General features: G+C 60.8%; 26 protein-coding genes, 4 tRNA genes and 1 riboswitch. Of the genes, 4 read left to right on the forward strand and 26 right to left on the reverse strand.

From position 1 onward, the window contains the following. Positions 1-18: 18 nt before the first annotated feature. From BM019_RS30935 to BM019_RS01755, 4 genes are all read right to left on the reverse strand, one after another. Positions 19-654 (reverse strand): ankyrin repeat domain-containing protein, encoded by a 636-nt coding sequence (locus BM019_RS30935; RefSeq protein ID WP_239691036.1) that lies wholly within the window; start codon positions 652-654, stop codon positions 19-21. Next, the gene (locus BM019_RS30940) at positions 542-793 is read right to left on the reverse strand and encodes a formyl transferase (protein ID WP_239691037.1); all 252 of its coding nucleotides are present in this window, start codon (positions 791-793) and stop codon (positions 542-544) included. Before BM019_RS30940 ends, BM019_RS30935 begins: the two co-directional genes overlap by 113 nt. A gap of 72 nt (positions 794-865) precedes the next feature. Continuing rightward, a complete protein-coding gene (locus BM019_RS30945; RefSeq protein ID WP_009045151.1) occupies positions 866-1,027 on the reverse strand; it encodes a hypothetical protein in 162 nt (53 codons plus the stop codon). Positions 1,028-1,128: 101 nt separating this feature from the next. Continuing rightward, positions 1,129-1,205 (reverse strand) — tRNA-Arg (locus tag BM019_RS01755). A 297-nt stretch (positions 1,206-1,502) separates the two neighbouring features. Between BM019_RS01755 and BM019_RS01760 the strand changes: the two genes are divergently transcribed. Together BM019_RS01760 and BM019_RS01765 are read left to right on the forward strand one after the other, a co-directional pair. Further along, positions 1,503-1,748 carry a hypothetical protein gene (locus BM019_RS01760; protein WP_092417746.1) on the forward strand — a complete coding sequence of 82 codons (246 nt, stop codon included), beginning with the start codon at positions 1,503-1,505 and terminating at the stop codon, positions 1,746-1,748. 24 nt (positions 1,749-1,772) lie between these two features. Further along, the gene (locus tag BM019_RS01765; RefSeq protein ID WP_085531943.1) at positions 1,773-1,952 is read left to right on the forward strand and encodes a PA3371 family protein; all 180 of its coding nucleotides are present in this window, start codon (positions 1,773-1,775) and stop codon (positions 1,950-1,952) included. Here BM019_RS01765 and phnN read toward each other — a convergent pair. Both phnN and BM019_RS30715 read right to left on the reverse strand, forming a co-directional pair. Next, a complete protein-coding gene (phnN, locus tag BM019_RS01770) occupies positions 1,927-2,511 on the reverse strand; it encodes a phosphonate metabolism protein/1,5-bisphosphokinase (PRPP-forming) PhnN (RefSeq protein ID WP_092417466.1) in 585 nt (194 codons plus the stop codon). The genes BM019_RS01765 and phnN overlap by 26 nt on opposite strands. Before the next feature lie 129 nt (positions 2,512-2,640). Next, the gene (locus BM019_RS30715) at positions 2,641-2,781 is read right to left on the reverse strand and encodes a hypothetical protein (protein ID WP_173679801.1); all 141 of its coding nucleotides are present in this window, start codon (positions 2,779-2,781) and stop codon (positions 2,641-2,643) included. 111 nt (positions 2,782-2,892) lie between these two features. On the opposite strand from BM019_RS30715, the gene BM019_RS01775 reads away from it, so the two are divergent. Next, complete coding sequence (locus BM019_RS01775; protein WP_003178899.1) at positions 2,893-3,219, forward strand: Arc family DNA-binding protein; 327 nt, start codon at positions 2,893-2,895, stop codon at positions 3,217-3,219. 142 nt (positions 3,220-3,361) lie between these two features. On the opposite strand, the gene mgtE is transcribed toward BM019_RS01775, so the two are convergent. The 8 genes from mgtE to ltaE all read right to left on the reverse strand — a co-directional run bounded on the left by mgtE (position 3,362) and on the right by ltaE (position 11,252). Further along, the gene (gene mgtE / locus BM019_RS01780) at positions 3,362-4,804 is read right to left on the reverse strand and encodes a magnesium transporter (RefSeq protein ID WP_007921578.1); all 1,443 of its coding nucleotides are present in this window, start codon (positions 4,802-4,804) and stop codon (positions 3,362-3,364) included. Between the two features lie 474 nt (positions 4,805-5,278). Continuing rightward, a tRNA-Arg gene (locus tag BM019_RS01785) sits at positions 5,279-5,355 on the reverse strand. Positions 5,356-5,427: 72 nt separating this feature from the next. Next, positions 5,428-5,504 (reverse strand) — tRNA-Arg (locus BM019_RS01790). Positions 5,505-5,611: 107 nt separating this feature from the next. Continuing rightward, a tRNA-Ser gene (locus BM019_RS01795) sits at positions 5,612-5,702 on the reverse strand. A 62-nt stretch (positions 5,703-5,764) separates the two neighbouring features. After that, entirely contained in the window at positions 5,765-5,953 is a 189-nt protein-coding gene (gene csrA, locus BM019_RS01800; protein ID WP_002554426.1) for a carbon storage regulator CsrA, read from the reverse strand. A gap of 185 nt (positions 5,954-6,138) precedes the next feature. Further along, positions 6,139-7,380, reverse strand: a complete 1,242-nt coding sequence (locus BM019_RS01805; protein ID WP_007921569.1) for an aspartate kinase — start codon at positions 7,378-7,380, stop codon at positions 6,139-6,141. Positions 7,381-7,476: 96 nt separating this feature from the next. Then, a complete protein-coding gene (gene alaS / locus BM019_RS01810) occupies positions 7,477-10,101 on the reverse strand; it encodes an alanine--tRNA ligase (RefSeq protein WP_009045155.1) in 2,625 nt (874 codons plus the stop codon). A gap of 146 nt (positions 10,102-10,247) precedes the next feature. Beyond that, positions 10,248-11,252: a low-specificity L-threonine aldolase gene (ltaE, locus tag BM019_RS01815; protein WP_092417467.1), complete on the reverse strand. Its 1,005-nt coding sequence runs from the start codon at positions 11,250-11,252 to the stop codon at positions 10,248-10,250. A gap of 210 nt (positions 11,253-11,462) precedes the next feature. Then, positions 11,463-11,634: riboswitch (FMN riboswitch) on the forward strand. Between the two features lie 122 nt (positions 11,635-11,756). Here ltaE and BM019_RS01820 point away from each other — a divergent pair. Further along, positions 11,757-12,263, forward strand: a complete 507-nt coding sequence (locus tag BM019_RS01820; RefSeq protein WP_007921563.1) for a 6,7-dimethyl-8-ribityllumazine synthase — start codon at positions 11,757-11,759, stop codon at positions 12,261-12,263. Positions 12,264-12,442: 179 nt separating this feature from the next. On the opposite strand, the gene astE is transcribed toward BM019_RS01820, so the two are convergent. The 12 genes from astE to BM019_RS01880 all read right to left on the reverse strand — a co-directional run bounded on the left by astE (position 12,443) and on the right by BM019_RS01880 (position 25,036). Then, complete coding sequence (gene astE / locus BM019_RS01825) at positions 12,443-13,453, reverse strand: succinylglutamate desuccinylase (RefSeq protein WP_007921561.1); 1,011 nt, start codon at positions 13,451-13,453, stop codon at positions 12,443-12,445. 13 nt (positions 13,454-13,466) lie between these two features. Then, positions 13,467-13,754, reverse strand: a complete 288-nt coding sequence (locus tag BM019_RS01830) for a hypothetical protein (RefSeq protein ID WP_007921560.1) — start codon at positions 13,752-13,754, stop codon at positions 13,467-13,469. Positions 13,755-13,817: 63 nt separating this feature from the next. Next, the gene (gene astB / locus BM019_RS01835) at positions 13,818-15,164 is read right to left on the reverse strand and encodes an N-succinylarginine dihydrolase (RefSeq protein ID WP_092417468.1); all 1,347 of its coding nucleotides are present in this window, start codon (positions 15,162-15,164) and stop codon (positions 13,818-13,820) included. Between the two features lie 206 nt (positions 15,165-15,370). After that, positions 15,371-16,840: a succinylglutamate-semialdehyde dehydrogenase gene (gene astD, locus BM019_RS01840; protein ID WP_175510582.1), complete on the reverse strand. Its 1,470-nt coding sequence runs from the start codon at positions 16,838-16,840 to the stop codon at positions 15,371-15,373. Then, positions 16,837-17,862, reverse strand: a complete 1,026-nt coding sequence (gene astA, locus BM019_RS01845; RefSeq protein WP_007921553.1) for an arginine N-succinyltransferase — start codon at positions 17,860-17,862, stop codon at positions 16,837-16,839. The genes astD and astA overlap by 4 nt, the downstream gene beginning before the upstream one ends. Before the next feature lie 82 nt (positions 17,863-17,944). Continuing rightward, entirely contained in the window at positions 17,945-18,964 is a 1,020-nt protein-coding gene (gene aruF / locus BM019_RS01850) for an arginine/ornithine succinyltransferase subunit alpha (RefSeq protein ID WP_092417470.1), read from the reverse strand. Between the two features lie 133 nt (positions 18,965-19,097). Beyond that, the gene (locus BM019_RS01855) at positions 19,098-20,318 is read right to left on the reverse strand and encodes an aspartate aminotransferase family protein (RefSeq protein WP_007921549.1); all 1,221 of its coding nucleotides are present in this window, start codon (positions 20,316-20,318) and stop codon (positions 19,098-19,100) included. A gap of 336 nt (positions 20,319-20,654) precedes the next feature. Continuing rightward, positions 20,655-21,635 (reverse strand): transcriptional regulator ArgR, encoded by a 981-nt coding sequence (argR, locus tag BM019_RS01860; RefSeq protein ID WP_009045160.1) that lies wholly within the window; start codon positions 21,633-21,635, stop codon positions 20,655-20,657. Positions 21,636-21,749: 114 nt separating this feature from the next. Then, a complete protein-coding gene (locus BM019_RS01865) occupies positions 21,750-22,514 on the reverse strand; it encodes an ABC transporter ATP-binding protein (RefSeq protein WP_009045161.1) in 765 nt (254 codons plus the stop codon). Positions 22,515-22,537: 23 nt separating this feature from the next. After that, a complete protein-coding gene (locus BM019_RS01870) occupies positions 22,538-23,650 on the reverse strand; it encodes a succinylglutamate desuccinylase/aspartoacylase family protein (protein ID WP_092417471.1) in 1,113 nt (370 codons plus the stop codon). Position 23,651: 1 nt separating this feature from the next. Beyond that, positions 23,652-24,350 carry an ABC transporter permease gene (locus tag BM019_RS01875; protein ID WP_009045163.1) on the reverse strand — a complete coding sequence of 233 codons (699 nt, stop codon included), beginning with the start codon at positions 24,348-24,350 and terminating at the stop codon, positions 23,652-23,654. Next, positions 24,347-25,036, reverse strand: coding sequence for an ABC transporter permease (locus BM019_RS01880; protein WP_007921541.1), 690 nt, complete (start codon positions 25,034-25,036; stop codon positions 24,347-24,349). The genes BM019_RS01875 and BM019_RS01880 overlap by 4 nt, the downstream gene beginning before the upstream one ends. Positions 25,037-25,065 lie beyond the last annotated feature (29 nt).

The raw sequence follows: 25,065 nt of genomic DNA on the forward strand, positions 1-25,065 counted from the left end.
GCGCCTGTTGCGAAGTGCCTAGAAAGCACCTCGTAACTGAGCGAACTGCTCGTCAGTCACATAGTCGGCGAGTGCCCGACCGCAATGGTCGGCAGCCTCCAGCCTCGCGCCCTTGCGCAGCAACAACTGAAAGGTTTTACGACAACGCCCGGTGAGGTAGGCATCCTTGGCATACATCAAGGGCGTCGTGCCTTTGTTGTTGGGCCGCTCCGGGTCGGCACCTTGCTGCAACAGCCAGTCAACCACCTCATAGGCACCCGCATAACTGGCGACGATCAGCGGCGTCCAGCCTTGTGGGTTGGCATCGTTGTAACCGGCAATATTGGCCTGCAGTGCCACCACCGCCTCCAGATCGCCTCGTTCACAAGCCTTGAGCATCTCCGGCAGCCGATCAAAATTCAGCCGGACGTCATAATCGATGGTGCAGAGCTCGACATAATCGTCAGTTGTGCTGATCAGGGTCCCGGCCTTGAATTGCGAACGCCCGGGCAGAATCGTCGCCGAGACCACCGGTTTTCCATCCCAGCGCAAGAATTGATATTCACGAAAGGCGAACGCCCTGATCTTGTTGCGTAACGCCCAGGCCGTCGACAGCGGATCGATCTTCAACGCCCCATAGCCGATGGCGTCCTTTGAAAAGTAGCTGGATCCCACTGCACCCTGTGGCTGCGCTCTGACGCGGAAATACCTGTTGCGCGACGATGTCCCCGGTGTCGATACCCCGGTCAATGAAATGCAGGGTCACACCCGCCTCGGCCCTGGACTCCAGCAACGGCCAGACCGAGGTAAACATACCCTTGTATTCGGGCAGCCTCGGGAAATGAATGCGATGGACGCGACTTCATAAGCCGCCTCCAGGCTGATCTCACGCACGCCATACTTTCTGCGCGGCCGCCCGCAACGAACGTTGCCAACCATCGACGCCCGTATCGTTACGGTTGCAGACCACGGCAATTTCGTCGGGCGAAAATTGTCGCAGAGCCCGCTCCAGGCCAAATACCGAAATATTTTTTTCCAGCAATGACAATCATGGGTGACTCCACAGCATCGAGAACTGCGTGTACCAAACGTAGCGTTACCAGGAAATAAAGACGAAAACCATGTTTGGCCTGAAAGCCCGGAAATAGATGGTGTCCCAGGGCAGGTTCGAACTGCCAACCTTCCCCTTAGGAGGGGGATGCTCTATCCAATTGAGCTACTGGGACAAATTGACCACCGCGTGTACTGCCGCGGCGCAAAGGACGGCGTGCATGTTAACGGTCAGCCCTGCTTTTGTCATGTTGTGAGTAGGGCTTTTTAACCGGTGACGGCCTCTGACCATCAGGCAACTTGCCAGAGCCGCCGTGCAAATTGCATCACTGCAAAAAGCCATCATTGCAGAATGCAATCCACTGTCTTACAAAAACCCTAATAAATCATTGTTTTGAAAGGGTTTATTAGAGGTTAGACTCTTGGCATGAGCGCTGCTTTCTCTCCATGAAAGAACAGTGGAGATCAAGCCCATGAACAGCGCCCTTCTTCTATCGAATGCCATTGCCATCGCCGTACTGGTGGTCTTCCACTTTCAGCCTGATGGCCGCGTGGATCAGAGTACCACCCCGTACAGGGCCCATTACGTGCAACACCAGGCCCCGCAATTGGCTGTGATGAGCAGCGCATCGGAGAATCCTGGCATGGCACAGGTCGCCGACGCCCCAGAAGCCGTTGTTCTACCTGCCAACCCAAGACCCGAAAGCTGGGTATTTTGAAAATCACCCATCAGGAGCCTGTTAATGTCCCGACTTGCCAAAGGCCTTCTCATCCTGGCAATACTCAGTGCCGCACTGGATTGCTTCACCACTGAAAATACTCTGGGTGATGCGCCCTTGGTTGCCTGTGGTGTTTTTTCCGGCCTGTTCCTGCTGGCGCTGGCGCTGGGACGTAAGATCAAGTTCGACCCTGTACTGCGCTGATCCCCTGCGATCTCAATAACTTCAGGAAACGCTCAAGCGTCACGGACAGCTCGCTCGAGTTGTCCAGAAAAAACACGGACTCTCCCAGCACGGGCCCGCCCTCAGCGGAAAAAAGAGCGCTTCTCTTGAGCCTCGCCTCGATCTGCGCCGCACTTTCGCGACCGCGGTTCATCAATCTTTGCCGCAGCACGTCGATGTCCACCGTCAATAGAATCGCCAAAAGCTCCGGATAACGCTGGCGAGCCTGATCCAGGTGAGCCCTTGAGCCATTGATCAGGACATGACGCCCACCGGCCAGCCATTCGTCGATCTGCACGGGAATTCCGTACGCCAGGCCATTGGCCCGCCAGCACAAGGCAAAGGCGCCCTGCCGCTCAAGACGCTCGAACTCGTCAGCACTTACCCCATGGGCCGCTTCCCCCACGGATTCCGCGGAGCGGGTGATCACCCGCCGCACCACATCACAGCCGAGCTGCGCCAGAGGACGGCGCGCAGCCTCGATCAGGCTGTCCTTTCCCGATCCGGAAGGCCCCATCAAATAAATCAATCTGCCTGGCATTCGAAGACTCCATGGCACTCGCAGCCTAGTAAATCGGCAATTTGCCACTATCCTGTACAAGGTAGGAAACAATGATCGGATCCGCATGCATGCCCGTCTGGCGACGCACAAGCGCACCACCATCGGACATCAGGACGCGGGCAGATAGGCGGACCAGGCAATCTTTTCAAACCAGTCCGCATTTCTGATAATTGGTGCTGGCATAACGCCTTTACCCAGTTCAATATTTGTCACAGAATTGACGCCAAGGATCTGGCTATCTTGAGGCATGATGCGGGCCTCTTAACAATTCAGGTTGAACATTTGGCAGCAACGCTTGTCCTAACTGACATCCCGCGGCCAATTCCGAGAACCGCTCCCCTGAACTAACCGGTTAAATATATGCGCCCATTGAAACAGGCAATTTATTCCAGCCGTACGGCTGACAAGTTCGTCGTACGTCTACCCGACGGGATGCGTGAACGCATTGCCGAGGTGGCTCGCAATCATCACCGCAGCATGAACTCCGAAATCATCGCGCGCCTGGAACAGAGTCTTATTCAGGAAGGCGCCTTGGGTGAAGAGTTGAGCATGCGCCTGGACAGCCCAGAACTCTCCTTGCATGAACGCGAACTGCTTCAACGCTTCCGTCAACTTTCCCACCGCCAGCAGAACGCTCTCGTTTCGCTGATCGCCCATGACGCCGAAATGGCCGCAGACGCTTCCTGATTCAACCTCGAAAGCTAGAGCCAGCCTTGTGCTGGCTTTTTTTTGCGCGAAATTTGCTGCTCGAACGCTACAAACACAGAAGCCTGGCTGGCAAGGGGATGGAGAAAACGATACAGCCCCATTAGAGGGGCTGTATGCGGGATCAAAGCAGGAAGATGGTGGCCAGCCCAAGGAAGATAAAGAAGCCGCCACTGTCGGTCATGGCCGTGATCATGACGCTGGCTCCCATGGCTGGGTCGCGCCCCAGGCGTGCCAGCGTCATCGGAATCAGAACCCCCATCAGCGCCGCCAGCAACAGGTTGAGCGTCATGGCCGCCGTCATCACTACACCCAACGACCAACTGCCGTAGAGCAGGTAAGCCACCACGCCGATGACTCCGCCCCAGACCAGGCCGTTGATCAAGGCCACCGCCAGTTCCTTGCGCATCAGACGCGAGGTATTGCCGGTGCTGACCTGATCCAGCGCCATGGCGCGAACGATCATGGTGATGGTCTGGTTACCCGAGTTGCCGCCAATACCCGCCACGATCGGCATCAGGGCCGCCAGGGCCACCAGCTTTTCGATGGAGCCTTCAAACAGACCGATCACTCGCGAAGCGACAAATGCGGTGATCAGGTTGATTGCCAGCCAGGCCCAACGGTTGCGCAGGGAACGCCAGACCGAGGCAAAAATATCTTCTTCTTCACGCAGACCGGCCATGTTGAGGACTTCGGTCTCGCTCTCCTCACGAATCAGGTCGACCATTTCGTCGATGGTCAGACGGCCGATCAATTTGCCGTTCTTGTCGACCACCGGCGCCGAGATCAAGTCGTAGCGCTCGAATGCCTGCGCAGCGTCGTAGGCATCTTCGTCCGGATGGAAACTTACCGGGTCGCTGGCCATGACTTCCGAAACCTGTTTCTCCGGATCATTCACCAGCAACCGCTTGATGGGCAGCACACCCTTGAGCACGCCGTCATAGTCGACGACGAACAGTTTGTCGGTATGGCCTGGCAACTCTTTGAGGCGACGCAGATAACGCAGAACCACTTCAAGGCTGACATCCTCACGGATGGTCACCATCTCGAAGTCCATCAACGCACCGACCTGCTCCTCGTCATACGACAAGGCGGAGCGAACGCGCTCGCGCTGCTGGCCGTCCAACGCTTCCATCAGCTCATGGACAACGTCTCGCGGCAGCTCGGGAGCCAGGTCAGCAAGTTCGTCGGCGTCCATCTCCTTGGCAGCAGCCAGGAGCTCATGATCGTCCATGTCGGCGATCAGGGTTTCACGTACGGAATCGGATACTTCGAGCAGGATGTCGCCGTCACGCTCGGCCTTGACCAACTGCCAGACAGTCAGACGCTCGTCGAGCGGCAAGGCTTCAAGGATATAGGCAACGTCGGCAGAGTGCAGATCGTCGAGCTTGCGTTGCAGCTCGACAAGGTTTTGCCGGTGGACCAGGTTCTCGACCCGATCCTGATGATGACCTTCCTGACGATGAGTCAGGTCTTCGACCACCCGCTGGCGCTGCAGCAGCTCAACGACTTGAGCGAGGCGATCCTGCAGGCTGTCTTGTGTTTTCTTTACTTCTACTTCGGTCATAGGCGAACTCCACTCCCAGCAGAGGAGCACGCCGGAAGGATCAATCAGTCAATTCATGATTGTAAAAACGGGATACTGAGTAACTACTGGGTAAGTCCATGGAGGTATTCCACAAGCCCCGGCGGGGCTGACGGGCGCAATCATACACCGCTTGACGGCTTTAAACGTTAAAAAATCATGGCAAGAACAAGCGCTTGCGGCGCAAAGCTGAAGAAGCGCTGAATCTATAAAGCTGCGACGCACCATCCGAAAAAGAAAACACACCCCAGACGAAAAAACTGCGCCCGGAACTCGCTCCCGCTATCGATTCACAATTGCCGGGAGTTTTCGAAAGGCCACATCAAAAGGACAGGCACACGCTGAATACGACGCCAGAATGATCGCGACGTTCAAACAGAGGAACCAATAAAGAAGGGAGAAAACCCAAACGGCAGAAAGCAAAAAGCCCGCAATAAATGCGGGCTTCTTGGTATATGGTGCACTCGACAGGATTCGAACCTGTGACCGCTCGGTTCGTAGCCGAGTACTCTATCCAGCTGAGCTACGAGTGCAATTTGTGTTTTTAGACCAGACCACAACTGGCTGAAGCCAAGTTATTCACATTACTGCGAACAACTCTTAAATGGTGCACTCGACAGGATTCGAACCTGTGACCGCTCGGTTCGTAGCCGAGTACTCTATCCAGCTGAGCTACGAGTGCATTTGTTGCCGCGCATTATAGGCCGTTAAATCTTTTTGTAAAGCACTTTTTCTAGTAATTTCAACAACTTACAGAAGAAGCCAGATTACAACGAACTAAGCAAATAATGGCGGAGAACGGGGGATTCGAACCCCCGACACCCTTTTGAGGTGTACTCCCTTAGCAGGGGAGCGCCTTCGGCCACTCGGCCAGCTCTCCGCAACACGGGGCGTATATTAACCAGCTTTCTCCCCGTTTGCAAACAAAAAAAACGATAAAAATTAATGGCTTGGTTCTTCGTCCTTCTCTTTCTTTATCCGCAGGTAAATTTCTTCCCGGTGCACCGCTACCTCTTTAGGGGCGTTGACACCGATACGCACTTGATTTCCTTTGACGCCAAGCACGGTCACGGTGATTTCGCCATCACCAATAATCAGGCTTTCTGCGCACCGACGAGTCAGAATCAGCATACCTTTCTCCTCACGCATTTCATTTCAGGGACAACAGTCTGCAAAAAAAAGGGTATCGACCTACAACCAGGACGGCCGTAGCCCTACACGCCTAAGTATTGACTAGCGCGAGCAAAAGAACAGTTTTCTGTCACGCCGATCAAAAAAACAAAGGGCGCGGTAAACCGCGCCCTCCGGGCAACGCATCACTCGCCCTGTCGGGCCGGAGCGTCCAGTTCGAAAGCCGTGTGCAGAGCGCGCACAGCCAGTTCCAGGTACTTCTCTTCGATCACCACGGAAACCTTGATTTCCGAGGTCGAGATCATCTGGATGTTGATGCTTTCCTTGGCCAGTGCTTCGAACATGCGGCTGGCAACACCCGCGTGGGAACGCATGCCGACGCCAACGATCGAGACCTTGGCGATCTTGGTATCGCCTACCACTTCCCGGGCACCGATCTCGCGGGCAGTGTTTTCCAGCACTTGCTGGGCTGCCAGGTAATCGTTGCGGTGCACGGTGAAGGTGAAGTCGGTGGTGTTATCGTGCGAAACGTTCTGCACGATCATGTCGACTTCAATATTCGCGGCACTGATCGGGCCGAGAATCTTGAAGGCCACGCCGGGAGTGTCTGGCACGCCACGGATGGTCAGCTTGGCTTCATCGCGGTTAAAAGCGATGCCGGAAATGATCGGCTGTTCCATGGATTCCTCTTCATCAATAGTAATGAGGGTACCCGGACCCTCCTTGAAGCTGTGCAGTACGCGCAGCGGAACGTTGTACTTGCCGGCGAACTCGACCGCGCGGATCTGCAGCACCTTGGAACCCAGGCTGGCCATTTCCAGCATTTCTTCGAAGGTGATCTTGTCCAGGCGCTGGGCCACGGACACCACGCGCGGATCGGTGGTGTAGACGCCGTCGACATCGGTGTAGATCTGGCATTCGTCAGCCTTCAGGGCTGCCGCCAGTGCCACGCCGGTGGTGTCGGAACCGCCACGACCGAGGGTAGTGATGTTGCCGTGCTCGTCGACGCCCTGGAAACCTGCGACCACAACCACGCGACCAGCCTTCAGGTCACCGCGAATTTTCTGATCGTCGATCTGCAAAATGCGCGCTTTATTGTGCGCGCTATCGGTCAGAATCCGCACCTGGTTGCCGGTATAGGAGACTGCCGGCACGCCGCGTTTGATCAGCGCCATGGCCAGCAGTGCGATCGTCACCTGCTCACCGGTGGAAACGATCACATCCAGCTCGCGAGGAACCGGCTGACCGTCGCCGCTGATTTGCTTGGCAAGGTCGATCAGACGGTTGGTTTCGCCGCTCATGGCCGACAGCACAACCACCAGGTCGTCACCGGCTTCGCGGAATTTTTTCACCTTGTCGGCGACCTGCTCGATTCTTTCGACGGAACCGACCGAGGTGCCTCCAAATTTCTGTACGATCAAAGCCATTTCTAAGCCGCCTCAGCCCGTAAAGGGGCGCCCATTAATCAATCAAACTGCGCAGCTCCAAAGCCCGCCACTAGACGACGGGCTCGGCTTGGAACCTTAAATCCCCTGCTCGACAAACGGAACGGTCAGGGCCAGCGCGGCATCCAGCGCAGCGGCATCGACACCACCGCCCTGCGCCATGTCCGGACGACCACCGCCCTTCCCGCCCACTGCCGCAGCGGCTTGCTTCATCAAATCACCGGCTTTGAGTTGGCCAGTCAGGTCCTTGGTTACGCCCGCAACCAGTACGACCTTTTCCTCATGGACACTGCCGAGCAGGATCACTGCGCGACCGAGTTTGTTTTTCAACTGATCGACCAGCGCCAGCAGCGCCTTGCCGTCCTGGCCGTCCAGGCGCGCCGCCAGCACTTTCGCGCCTTTGACATCCAGCGCCTGCGCCAACAGGTCGTCGCCAGCGGCACTGGCCGCCTTGGCCTGCAACTGCTCGAGTTGTTTCTCCAGCAGGCGGTTGCGCTCCAGCACGGCCGACAGCTTGTCGATCAGGTTGTCACGGCTGCCCTTGACCAGGGTCGCCGCTTCCTTGAGTTGCTCTTCCGCAGCGTTCAGGTACGCCAGTGCCGCGGCACCGGTGACTGCTTCGATACGCCGTACGCCAGAGGCCACGCCGCCTTCGCTGATGATTTTCAGCAGGCCGATATCGCCGGTACGGTTGGCGTGGATACCGCCACACAGTTCGACGGAGAAATCGCCGCCCATGCTCAGGACACGCACGCTGTCGCCGTACTTCTCGCCGAACAGCGCCATGGCGCCCTTCTGCTTGGCGGTGTCGATATCGGTTTCTTCGGTTTCCACCGCGGTGTTCTTGCGAATCTCGGCGTTGACGATGTCTTCCAGGGCCTTGATCTGCTCAGGCTTGATCGCTTCGAAATGGCTGAAGTCGAAACGCAGGCGCTGACTGTCGACCAGCGAACCCTTCTGCTGTACATGCTCGCCCAGTACCTGGCGCAGAGCGGCGTGCAGCAAGTGGGTGGCCGAGTGGTTCAGGGAAGTAGCGTGACGCACTTCGGCATCGACCTGGGTTTGCACCGGTGCACCAACGGTCAGGCTGCCGCTGGCCAAGACGCCGTGGTGCAGGAAAGCCCCGCCGGTCTTGGTGGTATCACGCACGTCGAAACGTGCGTTACCCGCTTGCAGGTAACCGCAGTCGCCGATCTGACCGCCCGACTCGGCGTAGAAAGGCGTCTGGTCGAGAACGACCACGCCCTCTTCGCCTTCGCTCAGCACGTCGACCGATTGCCCTTCCTTATAAAGAGCAACCACCTTGGCCGAACCACTGGTGGCGTGATAACCGGTGAATTCTGTGGCCACATCGACCTTGACCAGGCTGTTGTAGTCCATGCCAAAGGAGCTGGCGGAACGGGCACGTACGCGCTGGGCTTCCATCTCGCGCTCGAAACCTTCCTCGTCGAGGGTCAGTTCGCGCTCACGGGCGATGTCACCAGTCAGGTCCATCGGGAAACCGTAGGTGTCATACAGCTTGAACACCACGTCGCCCGGTACCACCGTGCCTTTGAGTTCGGCCAGGTCCTGCTCGAGGATCTTCAGGCCCTGCTCCAGGGTCTTGGCGAACTGCTCTTCTTCGGCTTTCAGCACGCGCTCGATGTGTGCCTGCTGGGATTTCAGTTCCGGGAAGGCTTCGCCCATTTCGGCAACCAGGGCAGCCACGATCTGATAGAAGAAGCTGCCCTTGGCGCCCAGCTTGTTGCCGTGACGGCAAGCGCGGCGAATGATGCGACGCAGGACATAACCGCGGCCTTCGTTGGAAGGCAACACGCCGTCGGCAATCAGGAAGCCGCAGGAACGGATGTGGTCGGCCACGACTTTCAAAGACGCCTGGGCGTCGTTGGTGCAACCGATGGCCTTGGCCGCCGCGTTCAGCAGGCTCTGGAACAGGTCGATTTCATAGTTCGAGTGAACGTGCTGCAGGACCGCACTGATCCGCTCCAGGCCCATGCCGGTGTCCACCGACGGCGCTGGCAACGGATGCAACACGCCATCGGCGGTGCGGTTGAACTGCATGAATACGTTGTTCCAGATCTCGATGTAACGGTCGCCATCCTCTTCCGGCGAGCCCGGTGGGCCGCCCCAGATGTCGGCGCCGTGATCGTAGAAAATCTCGGTGCAAGGACCGCACGGGCCGGTATCGCCCATGGTCCAGAAGTTGTCGGAGGCGTATGGCGCGCCCTTGTTGTCGCCGATACGGACCATGCGCTCGGCTGGAACCCCGACTTCCTTGGTCCAGATGTCATAGGCCTCGTCATCGCTGGCGTAGACGGTGACCCAGAGCTTTTCTTTCGGCAGGTTCAGCCACTTGTCGGAGGTCAGGAATGTCCAGGCGAAGGTGATGGCGTCACGCTTGAAGTAATCGCCGAAACTGAAGTTGCCCAGCATTTCGAAGAAAGTGTGGTGACGGGCGGTGTAACCGACGTTTTCCAGGTCGTTGTGCTTGCCGCCGGCGCGTACGCATTTCTGGCTGCTTACGGCGCGGGTATAGGCGCGCTTTTCCTGGCCCAGGAAGCAGTCCTTGAACTGGTTCATCCCCGCGTTGGTGAACAGCAGGGTTGGGTCGTTGCCCGGAATCAAAGAGCTGGAGGCTACACGGGTGTGGCCTTGCTCTTCGAAGAAGCGAAGGAAGGCTTCACGGATTTCTGCGCTTTTCATTAGGTTCTTCCACGGAGACTGCGGCCAAAGGCCTGTGCGAAACGTCATCAGACGAAACGACGGCAAAGGGCCGCATTATATCGGCCCTGAGCTTGGGGTACAGCGTGTTTATACGATAGAGACGGTCAATTGGACGGCTAACACTGTCAGTTGCGGGAAAAATCGATAAAAGTCCCGACGACCTGCTCGATTTGTGCACGACTGACGTCCATATGGGTGACCATCCGCAGCCGCGACGCGGCGCTCAACCTGATCCCGCGTTCGCCGGCGAAGGCCTTGAGCGCTTCTGCCCTGTCGCCCATCGCGACATAGACCATGTTGGTCTGCACCGGCTCGACGTCATAGCCCGCTTCACGCAGCCCCTCGGCCAGCAGTTGGGCATTGGCGTGGTCATCGGCCAGGCGCGCTACGTGATGATCGAGGGCGTACAGGCCCGCCGCGGCCAGGATTCCGGCCTGGCGCATGCCACCGCCGACCATCTTGCGCAGGCGCCTGGCCTTGCCGATCAGCTGCGCCGAACCGCACAGCACCGAGCCCACCGGCGCGCCCAGGCCCTTGGACAGGCACACCGAAACCGAATCGAAGTGCTGGGTAATCTCCCGCGCATCGACACCCAGCTTGACCGCCGCGTTGTACAGCCGCGCGCCGTCCAGGTGCAGGGCCAGGCCATGCTCACGGGTGAAGGCCCGGGCCTGCGCCAGATAGCTCAATGGCAGCACCTTGCCCTGCATGGTGTTTTCCAGCGCCAGCAGGCGGGTACGGGCAAAGTGGAAATCGTCCGGCTTGATCGCCGCGGCGACCTGGGCCAGGTCCAGCGAACCATCGGCCTGGACTTCCAGCGGCTGGGGCTGGATCGAGCCCAGCACCGCCGCGCCGCCGCCCTCGTACTTATAGGTATGCGCCTGCTGGCCGACGATGTATTCGTCGCCACGCCCACAATGGGCCATCAAGCCCAGCAGGTTGCTCATGGTGCCGGTCGGCACGAACAGCGCCTCGGCGAACCCCAGGCGCTGCGCCAGTTCAGCTTCCAGGCGGTTGACCGTCGGATCTTCGCCGTAGACATCATCGCCCGTGGCCGCCGTGGCCATAGCTTCCAGCATGCCTGCCGTGGGTTGGGTAACGGTGTCACTACGAAGATCGATAACGCTCATGAATCAGGCCTCGGCAAGGGGACGCGAACGTCGCTGCGGATAGGGGAATTCTTTCGAACTGAATTACTACGGGCACAACCGCGATTTATCAAGGCCCGCCCGGGAAAAGCCCAGCGATGGGCATGAAAAACCGATGTTTATCATCCAAACGCCGCAATGCACCGCTGAAAAATATGTGTTACAAACTCACCGCCGCCGCAAGTCCGGTGGCAACGTTCTCAGGGCGGGGTGTAATTCCCCACCGGCGGTAATTGCGCGCAATGCGCATAGCCCGCGAGCGCTTGGCGACAGGCACCGCTTCGGCGGCCAATGACGGCAAGGTCAGCAGACCCGGTGTGATCCCGGGGCCGACGGTCATAGTCCGGATGAAGAGAGAACGGGATTGGCGCCAAAGGGCCGTCCACAGACCTGCGCATGGCTGCTCGTGCGCCTGGCCTGTACGTACCCTTAAATCCCTTTCGATTCATAACGCCCTGTTTTTCACACAAACAGGAGTCAGAACCAATGCAACCCACCGCAATCGATAGCAAAAGCAAACAGCATCACGGCGAACGCGTGGCGTTTATCCAGGCCTGCTGGCACAAGGAAATCGTCGACCAGAGCCGCAAAGGGTTCGTCAGCGAAATGCTTGCCCAGGGTTATCAGGAAAGTGATATCGACTTCTTCGAAGTCGGCGGCGCCTTTGAAATTCCACTGCACGCCAAGCTGCTGGCCAAGTCCGGTCGTTATGCCGGCATCGTTGCCGCGGGCCTGGTGGTGGACGGCGGTATCTACCGTCATGAGTTCGTCGCCCAGTCGGTGATCAGTGGCCTGATGCAGGTCCAGCTGGAAACCGAAGTGCCGGTGTTCTCGGTGGTCTTGACCCCGCACCACTTCCACGCCGGCGAAGAACATCAGAAGTTCTTCTTCGAGCATTTCGTACACAAGGGCCAGGAAGCCGCGAAGACCTGCGCCGACACCCTGCACAAGACTCGCGCCCTGCGTCGTCCTGAGCAGCGGGTAGCGGTGTAAGCGTCAGACGCTGAAAGCAAAATCGCGAGCCAGTTCGTTCCTACAGGGATCGAGCTGACTCGCGATGTTTTTTTGTGGCCGCTGTCGCAGGCTGCGATAAGGCCCGCAGGGCCTTCTAATTAACCTGAAAAGCGGCGCCCGCTACGCGGTCGATCGCAGCCTTCGGCAGCGGCTACAGGTCAGGCCAGGCCGTCAGCCGTGGTCGGCACGATCAGGATCCCGGCACGCAGGCCGTTCTTCACCTTGGGGTTGGGGAAAATGATCCGCGCGCCCTCCTCCTCGACTATCCAGCGGGTCTGGGCGATGTCGTCGGCCAGCAGGTAACCCACTTCCAGTTCAGAGAAGTTTTCGATATCCGCCGGCAGATGCAGGTGGAAGGTATCGCTGTGCTTGATGATTTCCCGAGCGACGCTGAACAGCTGCAAACCATCCAGCTTCTCCTCCGCCATGGGCGGTTCGCGGCCTTCGATGATCTGCTTGAGGCGGGTTTCCAGACGCTCGACATTCACCCCCTGGTTCTGCCCGAACGGCCGGGCCTTGCCCAACTCCAGAGTGAAAGACTCGGCGTCCAGCTTGTCGTAGGTATAGGAGCTGAACACGATGGACGGTTTGTTCTGCAGCAGCACCGCCTGCATGCCCGCGGCCCGCAGGCGCGCCAGTTCCCGGCGCGAGTGCTGGCGACCTTCTTTCCACGGATACAGGGCGAACTGTTCGATCTTCGAACCGCGGATCGCCGTGTGCAGGTCGTAGTGCAGGCGGGTACGCTCCGGCAGGCTGAAAAAGCTCGCCGCCAGGCGCTCCAGCTCGCAGGCGCGCAGAGCTTCGTTGCCACTGCTTTGTTCGTGACGGCCATTGAACAGCCGGTTGATGTCCTGCTCGATGAAACGCTCGCCGCGGCGCATGGCCTCGGGATTGCCGAACAGGAACAGAATGCGTGCGCACGGCTTGAGGTCGCCGCGGGCGATGTCGTGCAACAGACGGTCGAGCAATTCGATCGGTGCCGTCTCGTTACCGTGGATGCCGGCCGACAACAGCACATCCATGCCATTGTCGCGCGCCTGGGGTGGCCGGACTTCCAGCGCACCTTCGCTCAGCCAGCGCATCCGCACGCCGTCGACAGTCAGTTGAGTCTTCTCCGCCGGTTCACGACCGGCGAGGGTCAGTTCAAGCAGTTTGCCGAGGGCGAGCATAGAACGTTATTCCTTAATGGTCGTGCTGGCAGTCAGGGCCGTGCACGTGATCATCGTCACCCGCGTCGGCCGGTTCCATTTCCAGTTGCAGACTTACCAGATTAGTCGCCAATGGGCGCAGCAGCAGGTTGGCGTATTCCTCGTCGCCTTCCTCGACGTCCACGCCGATCAGCAGCTGGCCGCGGCCGTCCTGCTGGATCCACAGTTCCTTGCCTTGCCACATCACGGCGACGCGGGTGCAGGAAGTTTCCAGTTGAGTGCCGTCGGTGTCTTCAAGGATCAGCTGCAGGGTATCGCTCATTTATTACGCTCTCATCTGGAGATAAAGCGGCGCGCCTGGATCAGCAGAAGCAGGCGCGGGCTTTTAATTGATCTGGAATGGATAAACCGCGCCCAGTTTAAGGATTTGCGTCAGTTCATCCAGTGCCGTCCGGCACTCAAGCAGCAATTGCGGGTCCGCCAGATCGTTTTCGCTGAGGCGGTCGCGGTAGTGCTTGTCAACCCATTGGGTCAGCGTGTCGTACAACGACGCGGTCATGATAACCCCCGGGTTGACCGCCGCCAGCTCGGTTTGATTGAGCGCGACCCGTAGCCGCAGGCACGCCGGCCCACCGCCGTTCTGCATGCTCTGCTTGAGGTCGAAGACTTTCACTTCGCGGATCAGGCCGCCGGAGCTGGTCAGGCTTTGCAGGTACTGCCAGACACGCTCGTTGCCGCGGCACTCTTCCGGCACGATCAGCAGCATCGAGCCATCGGCGCGGGACAGCAGCTGGCTGTTGAACAGGTAGGAACGCACCGCGTCTTCCACCGTGACCTGCGAGCGCGGCACGCAGATCGACTGGAAGTTGCCGCCACACTTGCCCAGCTTGGCCTGCAGCTCGGCGAGCATCTTGTCGGTCTCGAGGAATGCGTCCTCATGGTAGAACAGCACTTCGCCGTTACCCACCGCGATCACGTCGTTATGGAACACGCCCTGGTCGATCACCGACGGGTTCTGCTGGGCATACACCACTCCGTCGTCGCTCAGGCCGTGCAGGCGGGCGACGGCCTGCGAAGCTTCCAGGGTCTGGCGCGCCGGGTACTTCTGCGGTGCCGGGTAGCGGGTATCGAAGGCGCTGCGCCCGAAGACGAAAAACTCGACACCGGCCTGGCCGTAGTCACGGCAGAAACGGGTGTGGTTGGCCGCGCCCTCATCGCCGAACTGCGCCACCGCCGGCAACGCCGCGTGATGGGCGAAGTGTTTCTGGTCGGCGAACATCGCCCCCAGCACGCGACTGGTGGTCGGGTGCTCGATGCTGCGATGGTATTTGCAGTTCAGGTTGGCGGCGGTGAAATGCACGCGACCGTCGCGGGTGTCGGCGCTCGGGCTGACCGTGGCGGCGTTGGCCACCCACATGCTCGACGCCGAGCAACTGGCGACCAGCAGCGGCATCGCATCCTTGGCGGCGCGCTCGATGACCTGTGCATCGCTGCCGGCAAAACCCAGCCGCCGCAGGGCGGCCACGTCCGGGCGTTCCTGTGGCGCCAGCACGCCTTGCTGGAACCCCATTTCCATCAGCGCTTTCATTTTCGCCAGGCCCTGCAGCGCGGCTTCCCTGGGGTTGGAAGACTGCTGGCTGTTGCTCTGGGACGCGACGTTGCCGTAGGACAGGCCGCCGTAGTTATGGGTAGGCCCCACTAGACCGTCGAAATTGACTTCATAGGATTTCATCAGCGAGGCTCCACGAGAATCTGTTGTTATAGGCATCGGTATCAGTACATGTCTTGAGGCCGTCGGCGCCCGCTTCGCGGGACGATCGCAGCCTGCGGCGCGGCTACAGGGTGACCATAACCACCGACGCCCCGCCGCTCTCTGTAGCCGCTTCGCAGGCTGCGATAAGGTCCGCGGGACCTTCCTGCAATCTGCGGCGCAACCCATCACCCCAGGCGTACACCCGGCGTCAGCGCGCTCGGCAAGGTCAGGCTCGCGGTTTCCAGCGACGCCACCGGGTAGGCGCAGTAATCCGCCGCGTAATAGGCGCTGGCGCGATGGTTGCCCGAGGCACCCACACCGCCGAACGGCGCGCTGCTCGCGGCACCGGTCAGCTGCTTGTTCCAGTTGACGATACCGGCCCGGCTTTCCAGCCAGAACTGCTGGTAACGCGCCTCGGAATCCGACAGCAGGCCCGCTGCCAGGCCGTATTGGGTGTCGTTGGCCTCGGCGATCGCCGCTGCGAAATCGGCGTAGCGAATCACTTGCAGCAAGGGGCCGAACAGTTCTTCGTCCGGGCGCTCGGCCACGGCGGTCACGTCGAGAATGCCCGGGGTCAGCAGCGCGGCCTGGGCCTGCGGCTGGGTCATTTCCAGCAGCGCCACGGCGCCATTGGCCAGCAGGTTTTCCTGGGCCTGCATCAGCGCGCGGGCCGCGCCAAGGGAAATCACCGAGCCCATGAACGGTGCCGGCTGCTGGTCGAAGGCACCGACCTCGATGGTCGAGCTGACCGCCACCAGGCGCTCCAGCAACTGGTCGCCCCAGGCGCCTTGCGGCACCAGCAGGCGGCGCGCGCAGGTGCAACGCTGGCCAGCGGAAATGAAGGCCGACTGGATGATGGTGTAGACCGCCGCGTCCAGGTCCGCGACCTGGTCCACCACCAGCGGATTGTTACCACCCATCTCCAGCGCGAGGATCTTGTCCGGGCGGCCGGCGAACTGCTGGTGCAGGTGATTGCCGGTGCGACTGGAACCGGTGAAGAACAGACCGTCGATCCCCGGGTTGGCAGCCAGGGCGATACCGGTTTCCCGCGCGCCTTGCAGCAGGTTCAGAACGCCCGCCGGCAGGCCGGCTTCGATCCAGCACTTGACGGTCAGCTCGGCGACTTTCGGGGTCAGCTCGCTGGGCTTGAACAGCACGCTGTTACCCGCCAGCAGCGCAGGAACGATATGCCCGTTAGGCAGATGGCCTGGGAAGTTGTAAGGACCGAACACCGCCACCACACCGTGAGGCTTGTGGCGCAATACCGCGGTGGCGTCGCCCAGCGGGCCGCTCTTCTCGCCGGTACGTTCACGGTAGCTCTGCACCGAAATCGCGATCTTGTTGACCATGCTGGTCACTTCGGTAGCGGCTTCCCACAGCGGCTTGCCGGTTTCCTCGCCGATGCAGCGCGCCAGTTCGTCGGCATGGCTTTTCAGGCTGACGGCAAAGGCTTCCAGCACCGCGATCCGCTCGTCCAGCGAACGCTTGGCCCAGGCCGGGAATGCCTGGCGCGCGGCCTGCACCGCACTTTCAACCTGGGCGACGGTGGCGCCGTTGCCCGACCACAGCACCTGCTGGGTCACCGGATTCAAGGATTCAAAGGCTTCGCCCTGGCCTGGCAGCCATTGGCCTGCGATGTACAGCGTGCTCATTATTTCGACTCCCGGGAAGCAGACAGCGCAACGGCACGGACCTGATCGCCCGCATTGAGTTGCAGGCGTTTGGCGGTCAGCGCATCAACCACCAGGGTGCCCGACGCAAAGCGCGCGGGTGCCGCGGTGATCCGGCAGTCCTCGCGCTTGCGGTTGTGAATCAGGAAAGGCGTGGCGTCGTCGCCCGGCGTGCCGATGGCCAACACCAGCGCCTGGCTATCGCGCACCGCGCGGATCTTGGCGGTTTCGCACTCCACCGCCGGGCCGGCGTCGAAGATGTCGACGTAACCCTGGTAGCTGAAGCCCTCGCTCTTGAGCATAGCCAGCGCTGGCTCGGTATCGGTGTGCACCTTGCCGATCACGTTGCGCGCGCCCTCGGAGAGGAAGCAGGTGTACAGCGGGAACTTCGGCATCAGTTCGGCGATGAACGCCTTGTTACCGACGCCGGTCAGGTAGTCGGCCTGGCTGAATTCCATCTTGAAGAAGTGCCGGCCCAGGCTTTCCCAGAATGGCGAGCGCCCGGCTTCATCGGACATGCCGCGCATCTCGGCGATGATCTTGTTGCCGAACAGCTGCGGGAATTCGGCGATGAACAGCATGCGTGCCTTGGCCAGCATGCGGCCGTTGAGGCCAGTGCGGTAATCGGCATGCAGGAACAGCGAGCACAGCTCGGAATTGCCGGTCAGGTCGTTGGCCAGGAACAGCGTCGGAATCTCGCGGTAGATGTTCAGCTCCTGGGAAGCGCTGACGGTCAGGCCGACCCGGAAGTTGTACCAGGGCTCGCGCAGGCCAACGGCGCCGGCGATCGCGGAAATCCCCACCACGCGGCCGTTGTCGTCCTCGAGCACGAACAGGTAATCCGCATCGCCCCGCTCGGCTTCGCCACGGAAGGTCTTTTCCGCCCAGCCCACGCGGTGTTTCAGGCGCTCTTCGTTGGCCGGCAAGGTGGTAAGGCCGGTGCCGGTGCTGCGGGCCAGGTCGATCAGAGCGGGTAAGTCGCTGCTGCGTACGGGACGAACGATCATGCTATCTCCTCAGACGGGCGCCGCTGACGGCCCCCGCGAAACTCGCTGCTTTCCAGGATTCTTCCGGCATTTGCCGCAGCCGTTAAACCGCCACCAGGCGCACGCTGGCACCCTCGCCGACGCCCAGGGCTTCGGCCGCCTGCAGATCCAGGGTCACCGGCTTGCCCGGCGCGTAATCCAGCTCCAGCATCACCGCGCGGTAATCCTGCAACTGCGCATTGGCGACCAGGTACTGGCGTCCGCCGCCCTTGGCGACCTCGCCGATCTTCACCGGCACCACGCGGCTCTGGGCGATCGAGCGGATCCCCGAGACCCGGGCGTGCAGGGTCGGGCCACCGTCGAAGATGTCAATGTAATGGTCGGTCTCGAAGCCTTCGCGCATCAGGATGTCGAAGGTGATCTGCGCCCGCGGATGCACCTGGCCCATGGCTTCCTGCGCGGCATCCGGCAGCAGCGGCAAATAGATCGGGTAATGCGGCATCAGCTCGGCGAGGAAGGTGCGGCTTTTCAGCCCGCACAGACGCTCGGCGGCGGCGTAGTTGAGATCGAAGAAGTTGCGGCCGATGGCGTCCCAGAACGGCGAGTCGCCATTCTCATCGCTGTAGCCAACGATCTCGGTCACCACCGAATCGGCGAAACGCTCCGGGTGGCTGGCGACGAACAGCAGGCGACCACGGGAATTGAGTTCCGACCACGGCGAGCCCACCAGCTCCGGGACCACATAGAAGCTGGTCAGCAGGCTGTTCCCGGTCAGGTCGTGGCACTGGGAAAGCACGTGGATCTTGTTGTGGATCTTCAGCTCGCGGGAGGCGTGCACGAAGGTCTCGTTACGGAAGCTGTAGAACGGCTCGGAATAACCGGCCGAGGCGACGATGGCCGAGCAACCGACCAGCTTGCCGGTTTCGGTGTCTTCGAGGACGAAGAAGTAGCTTTCCTCGCCATTGAAGCTCACCTCGGCGGCGAACGAAGCCTCGCTTGCGGCGATCTTGTCGCTCAGGCGTTCCACGTCATCCGGCAAGGAAGTGACACCAATCGGGCTGTCCGCAGCCAGACGCTGTACCTCGCCCAGATCAGCCATTTGCGCGGGGCGCATCACCAGCATGGTGTCACTCCTTACTCGAAACAGGCCGGCCAGAAGGCCGACTCAGGGAAAAAAATGCCGGGACAGCCCGGCACCGAAAATTGGGCTCGACGCTGGCCCTGCAGACAAGCGCCGAGAAGTACCGCGGCCCGAATCAGGCCTGGGTCAGCTTGGCGACCGCGCGCTCGAAGCGCTGCAGGCCTTCTTCGATGTCCGCTTCCTCGACCACCAGGCTCGGGGCGAAACGCACCACGTCCGGGCCGGCCTGGAGGATCATCAGGTTTTCTTTTTCAGCGGCGTTGAACACGTCCTTGGCCTTGCCTTTCCAGGCATCGCTGAGCACGCAACCGAGCAGCAGGCCCAGGCCACGCACTTCGGTGAACAGGCCGTACTTCTCGCCGATCTGCAGCAGGCGGGTCTTGAAGCGATCGTGCTTGGCCTTCACGCCGTTCAGCACTTCGGGCGTGTTGATCACGTCGATCACCGCGCCGGCCACCGCGCATGCCAGCGGGTTGCCGCCGTAGGTGGTGCCGTGGGTACCAACCACCAGGTGCTTGGCCAGCGCCTCGGTGGTCAGCATCGCGGCGATCGGGAAACCGCCGCCCAGGCTCTTGGCGCTGGTCAGGATGTCCGGGGTCACGCCGTAGTGCATATAGGCGAACAGCTCGCCGCTGCGGCCCATGCCGGTCTGCACTTCGTCGAACACCAGCAGCGCGTTGTGCGCGTCGCACAGCTCGCGGGCGCCTTGCAGGTAAGCCTGCTCGGCCGGCAATACACCACCTTCGCCCTGGATCGGCTCCAGTACCACCGCGCAGGTCTTGTCCGAAATCGCCGCTTTCAATGCCGCCAGATCGTTGTAGGGAACGTGGGTGATACCGGTGATTTTAGGACCGAAGCCATCGGAGTACTTCGACTGGCCGCCGACGTTCACGGTGAACAGGGTGCGACCGTGGAAGCTGTTGAGGGCCGCGATGATTTCGTATTTTTCCGCGCCGAAACGGTCGAAAGCGACACGACGGGCCAGCTTGAAGGCGGCCTCGTTGGCCTCGGCCCCGGAGTTGCAGAAGAACGCACGCTCGGCAAAGGTGGCGTCGACCAGTTTGTGGGCCAGGCGCAGGGCCGGCTCGTTGGTGAAGACGTTGGATACGTGCCACAGCTTGTTGGCCTGCTCGGTCAGCGCCGCGACCAGCGCCGGATGGGCGTGGCCCAGTACGTTGACCGCGATCCCGCCGGCAAAGTCGATCAGCTCTCGGCCCGACTGATCCCAGACTCGGGAGCCCGCGCCACGCACAGGAATGAAAGCCGCAGGAGCATAGTTGGGAACCATGACCTGATCGAAATCGGCGCGTTGCACCGGAGCTTGCTCAACGGACATCGGAGTCTCCTGAAGAGGAACGCCTGCCTGAAACTGGCGAGCGATGGGGGGATTGTAAGGACAGTTTTCTGCCCAGCCTTGTCGCCAAGCGACAACTTCTTATAGCGCCAACCCCGGTTTTACGCGGGTTTACGGCAATGCGACAAATAGCGTCGCAAAGGCGCAGTTTAAACTGCTGGAGGCTTTAACGGCAGGATTGTCCAACGATTTGCGCCACACATTAAGGCGCCATCGCGAGCAAGCTCGCTCCTACAGGGAACGCATTCTTCTGTAGAAGCAGCCGGTCGACGCTCGATTGCTCGCGATAAAAACTGACAGACAAAACGAAGAGGTGGATCAACCGCGCTCGGAAGGCACCGAAGACAGTTCGAACGGGCTGCTGCTGCGCCGCTGGTTGCGGTCCTCCCGCGGCGTGGCGCCGAAGAAGTTGCGGTAGGCGCTGGAGAAATGCGGCCCCGAGGAGAAACCGCAGGACAGGCCGATCTGGATGATCGATTTGCTGGTCTGCATCAGCATCTGCCGCGCCTTGTTCAGGCGCAATTCCAGGTAGTACTGGCTCGGCACACGATTGAGGTATTGCTTGAAAATCCGCTCCAGTTGCCGACGCGAGACGCACACATGCTGGGCGATTTCGTCGGTGGTCAGCGGCTCCTCGATATTGGCCTCCATCAGCAGCACCGCCTGGGTCAGCTTCGGGTGGCTGGAACCCAGGCGGTTCTGCAACGGAATGCGTTGGCGCTCGCCGCCTTCACGAATCCGCTCGACCACCAGCTCTTCCGAGACCGCGCCGGCCAATTCCGCGCCGTGGTCACGGGCCAGCACCGCCAGCAACAGATCCAGCACCGACATCCCGCCGCAGGCCGTCAGGCGATCGCGATCCCAATCGAACAGATGGCTGGTGGCGATGACCTTGGGGAAGCGCTCGGCGAAATCGTCCTGCCAGCGCCAGTGCACCGCCGCCCGATAACCGTCGAGAAGCCCCAGCTGCGCCAGGGGATACACACCGGCAGACAAACCACCGATCACACAGCCGGCACGCACCAGTTGCTTGAGCGCGCTGCTCAGGGCCGGCGCCAGGGTGGCAGGCGGCTCATCGGCCAGCAGGAACAGTTTCTGGCAGCCTTCGAGCTTGCCCGACCAAGGTTCGCCCGGCAGTTGCCAGGCACCGTCGGCCGGCGCCTCGGCCTGCAGGAAGGCCAGTTCGTAGACCACTTCCGGATGCACGCGCTGAGCGACACGCAAGGCCTCCTCGGCCAGCGCCAGCGTCAAGGCTTTAGTGCTGGGCCAAATCAGGAAACCAATTCGATGGGCAGTCATGGCGGGCAATCCGAAACGAAAACAGTGTTAGAGGCCAAAGGCGGCTGCAACCAAATTAGACCATCTGGCGCGCGGTGCGCAGCATGACCTAATTTGGTGCATTACGGGAGCGATTTACTTCAGGCTGCCCGAGAGGAATTGTTGCAAACGTTCCGATTGCGGATTGACCAGCACTTCGCGCGGGTTGCCGCTCTCTTCCACCAGGCCCTTGTGCAGGAATATCAGCTGGTTCGAGACTTCACGGGCAAAGCCCATTTCGTGGGTCACCACCACCATGGTCCGGCCTTCCTGGGCCAGGGCCTGCATCACTTTCAGCACGTCGCCCACCAGCTCGGGGTCGAGCGCCGAAGTCGGTTCGTCGAACAGCATGACCTCAGGCTCCATCGCCAGCGCCCGGGCGATCGCCACGCGCTGCTGCTCACCGCCGGACATGTGGCCCGGGTAGGCATCCTTGCGATGCGCCACACCGACCTTGGCCAGGTAGTGCTCGGCCTTTGCACGGGCTTCGGCCTTGGGTACGCCGAGCACATGCACCGGCGCTTCCATGATGTTTTCGATGGCGGTCATGTGCGACCACAGGTTGAAGTGCTGGAACACCATCGACAGGCGCGAACGCATGCGCTGCAACTGTTTTGGATCGGCCGCCTTCAGGGCGCCGTCCTTGTTCGCCACCAGCTTCAACTCTTCGTTGTTCAGCAGGATCTTGCCGGCGTGCGGCTGCTCCAGCAGGTTGATGCAGCGCAGGAAGGTGGATTTGCCGGAGCCACTGGAGCCGATGATGCTGATCACATCGCCAGCCGCCGCTTTCAGGGACACGCCCTTGAGCACTTCGTGACTGCCATAGCGTTTATGCAGGTCTTGGACTTCAAGTTTGTACATGCTGTCGGTTCTCACAAAAGCAGTCAGTCGTTGAGCAAGCGCCCGTGCCGCAGCGCTTCGCGCCCCGCCACCTTGGCCAGCCAGAAACCGGGTTGGGCGTAACGCAGCCGCTCAACGGCGAACAACACGCCGCTGGTGCCAGCACACAGGGTGCTGACCCGATCGGATAAGGGATCAATCACTTCAAAAATCGGCTCGCCCTTCTCCACCCAGCTACCGGCCGGACGCAGAAAACTCACCACGCCGGGATGCGGCGCAAACAACAATTCGGTGCCTTCGAAAGGCATGGCCTCGCACGCTTCATGCTGCGGCGCCGGCCATTCGCCCGCGATCAGCCCCTGCTCGGCGAGGAATGCCAGGATGCCTTCGGCGTGCGCCTCGGCTTGCGGGCGACCAGTGTCGGCCTGACCGCCCAGTTCGAGGGTGGTCGCCAGGCAGGCCAGCGGAATCTGCGCCTGCGGGAACTGGCGCGACAGGCGCAGCCAGGGCAGCGAACAGGCCTCGTCGAACGAGCTGCCGCCGGAGTCTTCCGCCAGCAGGCCGACCCGCACGTTCAGATGAGCCGCCAACGAACGCCACTGCGGCCAATGCTGCGGCAAGGCGTACATATGCAGCGCCGCCTCCGCATCGCAGTGCAGATCCAGCACCACATCCGCGGTGCAGGCATGACTCAGGAGAATGCGCTGCATGCCTTGCAGCTGGCTCGATGGCGCCGGCAGTTCAGCCAGCACATCACTCATGGCCTGGCGAATCACCTGGATATTGGCGTGCGGATCATCTCCCAGACACCCTTCCAGGCGGGCCGCGACCGGCACACTCAGCTCGACGAAATCCCGATTGAAATTCTTGCCACTGCCGGCCTCGAACCGCCCCTGGTGACTGCCCTGCAACAGCTGGCCCAGGCCCATCGGGTTGGCCACCGGCACCAGTTCGATCACGCCGTTCAGCGCGCCCTGGGCTTCCAGTTCGGCCAGGCGCTTTTTCAGCTCCCAGGCGGTGCGCATCCCGGGCAGTTCGTCCGCATGCAGGCTGGCCTGGATATAGGCCTTGCGCTCGCCGTGACCGAAACGGAATACCGAGATCTGCCGTTCGCTGCCCAGGTGGCTCCACGGTAATGGGTGGTCAATGCGTTCCATATCAGTGCTTCCGCGGCGCCAGGTAACGCAGCCAGCGGCCTTCGGCCAGCTTGAACAGGCGCACCAGGATAAAGGTCAGGCACAGGTAGAACACGCCGGCGGTGATGTAGGCCTCGAACGGCAGGTAGTACTGCGCGTTGACCGTACGGGCCGCACCGGTGATATCGATCAGGGTCACGATGGAGGCCAGGCTGGTGGTCTGCAGCATCATGATCACTTCATTGCTGTACTGCGGCAGTGCCCGGCGCAAGGCCGACGGCAGCAGGATTCGGGCATACATTTTGTAGCGCGACATGCCCATGGCCTTGGCCGCTTCGATCTCGCCGTTCGGCGTGGCCTTGAGGCTGCCGGCGATGATTTCGGCGGTGTAGGCGCTGGTGTTGATGGCAAATGCCAGGCAGGCACAGAAGGTCGCGCTGGACAGCCACGGCCAGAGGAAGCTTTTGCGCACCACATCGAACTGCGCCAGGCCGTAGTAGATCAGGAACAGTTGCACCAGCATCGGCGTGCCGCGGATCACATAGGTGTAGAGCCAGGCGCTGAGGTTGACGATCGGCTGCTTGGACACCCGCATCAGCCCCAGGGGCAGCGCCGCCAGCAGGCCGAAGAACAGCGACAGGGCCAAGAGTTTCAGGGTGGTCAGCAAGCCGCTGAAATACAGCGGCAAGGCCTCATAGATGACGTTGTAGTCGAAGATCATAGATCAGCCGCCCTTACGCCTACCGAGTAGCGCTTCTCAAGGTGACGCAATGCCAGCAACGAGACACTGGTGATCACCAGGTACATCGCCGCCACCGCGAGGAAGAAGGTGAAAGGCTCGCGGGTGGCGTCAGCCGCCTGCTTGGCCTTGAACATCATGTCTTGCAGGCCTACCACCGAAATCAGCGCGGTGGCCTTGGTCAGTACCAGCCAGTTGTTGGTAAAACCCGGAATCGCCAGACGGATCATCTGCGGCACCAGCACCCGGAAGAACACCTGGAAGCTGTTCATGCCATAGGCCATGCCCGCTTCCGCCTGCCCCTTGGGGATTGCCATGAAGGCGCCGCGGAAGGTTTCCGACAGATAGGCACCGAAGATGAAGCCCAGGGTGCCGATACCGGCAGCCAGCGGGTTCAGGTCGATGTAGTCGTCGTAACCCAGCATTGGCGCGACACGGTTGAGCAGGTCCTGGCCGCCGTAGAAGATCAGCAGGATCAGCACAAGGTCGGGAATCCCGCGGATCACCGTGGAATACAGGTCGCCCAGCCACGCCAGCCAGCGCACCGGCGAGAGACGCAGCGCGACCCCGATCAGACCCAGAACGATGGCCAGGGCCATGGACGACAAGGCAAGCTGAAGCGTCAGCCAAGCGCCATCGAGGATGACAGCCCCGTAGCCTTTCAACATGATTCAGGTCCTCGAAAATTGGGATGAAA

This window comes from Pseudomonas sp. NFPP07 (genome assembly GCF_900115645.1).
Classification (GTDB): domain Bacteria; phylum Pseudomonadota; class Gammaproteobacteria; order Pseudomonadales; family Pseudomonadaceae; genus Aquipseudomonas; species Aquipseudomonas chlororaphis.

Excerpts from the sequence above, each read along its gene's own strand:
- argR (WP_009045160.1), bottom strand. The coding sequence starts at position 21,635 with ATGACTGCCCATCGAATTGGTTTCCTGATTTGGCCCAGCACTAAAGCC.
- ltaE (WP_092417467.1), bottom strand. The coding sequence starts at position 11,252 with ATGAGCGTTATCGATCTTCGTAGTGACACCGTTACCCAACCCACGGCA.
- aruF (WP_092417470.1), bottom strand. The coding sequence starts at position 18,964 with ATGCTGGTGATGCGCCCCGCGCAAATGGCTGATCTGGGCGAGGTACAG.
- BM019_RS01760 (WP_092417746.1), top strand. The coding sequence starts at position 1,503 with ATGAACAGCGCCCTTCTTCTATCGAATGCCATTGCCATCGCCGTACTG.
- BM019_RS01855 (WP_007921549.1), bottom strand. The coding sequence starts at position 20,318 with ATGTCCGTTGAGCAAGCTCCGGTGCAACGCGCCGATTTCGATCAGGTC.
- astE (WP_007921561.1), bottom strand. The coding sequence starts at position 13,453 with ATGCTCGCCCTCGGCAAACTGCTTGAACTGACCCTCGCCGGTCGTGAA.
- mgtE (WP_007921578.1), bottom strand. The coding sequence starts at position 4,804 with ATGACCGAAGTAGAAGTAAAGAAAACACAAGACAGCCTGCAGGATCGC.
- BM019_RS01880 (WP_007921541.1), bottom strand. The coding sequence starts at position 25,036 with ATGTTGAAAGGCTACGGGGCTGTCATCCTCGATGGCGCTTGGCTGACG.
- astB (WP_092417468.1), bottom strand. The coding sequence starts at position 15,164 with ATGAAATCCTATGAAGTCAATTTCGACGGTCTAGTGGGGCCTACCCAT.
- BM019_RS01830 (WP_007921560.1), bottom strand. The coding sequence starts at position 13,754 with ATGAGCGATACCCTGCAGCTGATCCTTGAAGACACCGACGGCACTCAA.
- BM019_RS01875 (WP_009045163.1), bottom strand. The coding sequence starts at position 24,350 with ATGATCTTCGACTACAACGTCATCTATGAGGCCTTGCCGCTGTATTTC.
- BM019_RS01765 (WP_085531943.1), top strand. The coding sequence starts at position 1,773 with ATGTCCCGACTTGCCAAAGGCCTTCTCATCCTGGCAATACTCAGTGCC.
- BM019_RS30715 (WP_173679801.1), bottom strand. The coding sequence starts at position 2,781 with ATGCCTCAAGATAGCCAGATCCTTGGCGTCAATTCTGTGACAAATATT.
- BM019_RS30940 (WP_239691037.1), bottom strand. The coding sequence starts at position 793 with ATGTTTACCTCGGTCTGGCCGTTGCTGGAGTCCAGGGCCGAGGCGGGT.
- alaS (WP_009045155.1), bottom strand. The coding sequence starts at position 10,101 with ATGAAAAGCGCAGAAATCCGTGAAGCCTTCCTTCGCTTCTTCGAAGAG.
- csrA (WP_002554426.1), bottom strand. The coding sequence starts at position 5,953 with ATGCTGATTCTGACTCGTCGGTGCGCAGAAAGCCTGATTATTGGTGAT.
- BM019_RS01865 (WP_009045161.1), bottom strand. The coding sequence starts at position 22,514 with ATGTACAAACTTGAAGTCCAAGACCTGCATAAACGCTATGGCAGTCAC.
- BM019_RS01820 (WP_007921563.1), top strand. The coding sequence starts at position 11,757 with ATGCAACCCACCGCAATCGATAGCAAAAGCAAACAGCATCACGGCGAA.
- astA (WP_007921553.1), bottom strand. The coding sequence starts at position 17,862 with ATGATCGTTCGTCCCGTACGCAGCAGCGACTTACCCGCTCTGATCGAC.
- BM019_RS01805 (WP_007921569.1), bottom strand. The coding sequence starts at position 7,380 with ATGGCTTTGATCGTACAGAAATTTGGAGGCACCTCGGTCGGTTCCGTC.
- phnN (WP_092417466.1), bottom strand. The coding sequence starts at position 2,511 with ATGCCAGGCAGATTGATTTATTTGATGGGGCCTTCCGGATCGGGAAAG.
- BM019_RS01775 (WP_003178899.1), top strand. The coding sequence starts at position 2,893 with ATGCGCCCATTGAAACAGGCAATTTATTCCAGCCGTACGGCTGACAAG.
- BM019_RS01870 (WP_092417471.1), bottom strand. The coding sequence starts at position 23,650 with ATGGAACGCATTGACCACCCATTACCGTGGAGCCACCTGGGCAGCGAA.